Origin of the sequence: Psychrobacter sp. AOP3-A1-26, assembly GCF_052378235.1 — a bacterium.
In the GTDB taxonomy this organism is placed as follows: domain Bacteria; phylum Pseudomonadota; class Gammaproteobacteria; order Pseudomonadales; family Moraxellaceae; genus Psychrobacter.
Genome location: NZ_JBQSXN010000158.1, coordinates 1 through 2,257 on the forward strand (window position 1 = coordinate 1; position 2,257 = coordinate 2,257).

Consider the following 2,257-nt stretch of genomic DNA (forward strand, 5'->3'; position numbering starts at 1 on the left):
TTACCTTTGACTCCCACTTTTAGTATGGACAAAAAAGTACTTAAGCACCTTTTTGAATTAAATTTACTATTTTTAAACCCTCAAGAAAACTGCCACTGGGTTGACATCAACGAGATTGGTTATTTGAAAATTAATTACTATCGAGCAAGTTTTGAATTTGCCCATGATGCCAAAAATCTTATGCAGTTAGCTGTGAAAACAAAGTTCAAACAGAAGCGAAGCTACCTAAAAGAAGACATTAAATTTCGACAATGGTGTCAGGACATACAGCTAGCAGAGTGCGAAAACCTCTTGTATGACCAGATTACATTAGAGCATTTGATCCTGAATATTGATGAAAAAATGCTGCATCTATTCCAGTCGAGTTTAACTTCTTATTCAGTAGCTGACATGTGCCGCATTATCGCTAAAGGTGCGAAAACCCTTGATGTAGCACTCTTAAATTCAAGTATCACCAAAATGCAGGCTCTAAGTATTCTTTATAAGAGCTTTGAGAGTGGTCTTAATAAACTGCGTGATGGTCGTTGGCAGCGGCGAACTTATAAGAGTGACATTTTTGATCCACAATCTACTATCTCTACAGTGTTTTTCAATTACGGTTTAGTAATAAAGGATTTTGGTTTCAACTATACGCTTGATGAGATGTTTAGCCTACACAGAGCCTTTCCCAAACTCTGTGTAACTGCTTATAATCCACTAACCGGAGAATAAGCAATGACTAACCAATCTGACATCAAGAAACTAGCCGAGCAGATGGCTGGTAGCATGAAAAGCTTCGATGACATCAAAGACTTTCAAAAGCAGCTCATGCAATCCTTTATCGACACTGCCCTTGAAGCTGAGATGGAAGACCATCTCGGCTATTCCAAGCATGAGAAGGCGGATAAGCCCAATAAGCGTAACGGGCACACTAAAAAGACCGTCCACAGTGACACAGGCGATCTTGAGATATCCACCCCAAGAGACCGTGACAGCAGCTTTGAGCTTGCATTAGTGCGTAAGCATCAAAGTCGTATCTCAGGCCTTGATGATAAAATCATATTCCCCTACAGGCATAGCCTTCCGTCTTGTGCTTCGGGCGAGTGTCTCCCAGACACTTGCTGATCCTCGCTCATACGCCAAAGGTCAAACGACCACAGAGATTGTTGAAACCATTAAAGAGCTCTACGATGTCGATATATCCAGCAGCTTAGTTTCAAGAGTCACTGACAACATCTTAGATGACATCACTGCATGGCAGAACCGGCCATTGAGCAGTGTTTATCCTATTGTCTATTTGGACTGTATTGTCGTTAAGGTACGTCAAGATAAGCAGATCATCAACAAGGCTATTTATCTGGCGCTAAGCGTGGGACTTGATGGTAAAAAAGAGCTGCTTGGTATGTGGCTATCAGAGAATGAAGGCGCTAAGTTCTGGCTAGGGGTTCTCACTGAACTACAAAACCGCGGGGTGCAAGATATCCTCATTGCCTGTGTTGATGATTTAAAGGGCTTCCCTGATGCCATCAACACCGTTTACCCCAAAGCCAAGGTTCAGCTGTGTATCGTGCATATGGTGCGCTATTCGATGAAGTTTGTGCCGTGGACAGATAAAAAGGCAATAGCCGCTGATTTAAAGGCCATCTACGGCGCTGATACGCTTGAGATAGCAGAGGCCAATCTTGAGCACTTTGATGAGATATGGGGCAAAGACTATCCGCACGTGGTCAAGTCTTGGTGCAATAACTGGGAGGACCTCACAGTGTTCTTCGAGTACCCGAAAGACATCAGAAAATTCATATATACCACCAATACTATCGAGTCACTAAACAGTGTCATTCGGACGGCAGTGAATAAGCGTAAGATGTTCCCCTCTGATCAAGCAGCATTCAAAGTGGTGTCCTTAGCAACTCAGCAGGCATCCAAAAAGTGGTCTATGCTCATTCGTAACTGGACGTCTGCTTTGAATCGCTTTATGATTGTGTTTGATGACCGTATAAATAAGTATTTAATCTAAACGGAAGTTGCACAGAACTCGGGATGGTCTCTTATGCTGACCTACTTGCTAATTTTGCGGTTGATAACATCCCTATAAACCCAAACACCAAACACATTTTTGATGATTATATTGAAGGTAGAATTGTAACGAGTACAGAAGTAAAAGATCAGTTGTGTATTCATTATACTAAAGTAGGTTTTTGACGATTAATAATTCATGTATAAAGCTTTAACTTCATCTCTATAGCGGCATACTTATTATGACAAGATTTTATATCTG

Annotated in this window: 1 protein-coding gene and 1 pseudogene; both read left to right on the top strand. The window is 41.4% G+C overall.

Going from position 1 to position 2,257, the window contains the following annotated elements; all coding sequences use genetic code 11:
- A partial coding sequence (locus tag ACT3TU_RS13975) for a hypothetical protein (RefSeq protein ID WP_444784511.1) occupies positions 1–711 on the top strand: 711 nt, incomplete at its 5' end.
- A gap of 3 nt (positions 712–714) precedes the next feature.
- Positions 715–1,996, top strand: a pseudogene (locus ACT3TU_RS13980) (IS256 family transposase).
- Positions 1,997–2,257 lie beyond the last annotated feature (261 nt).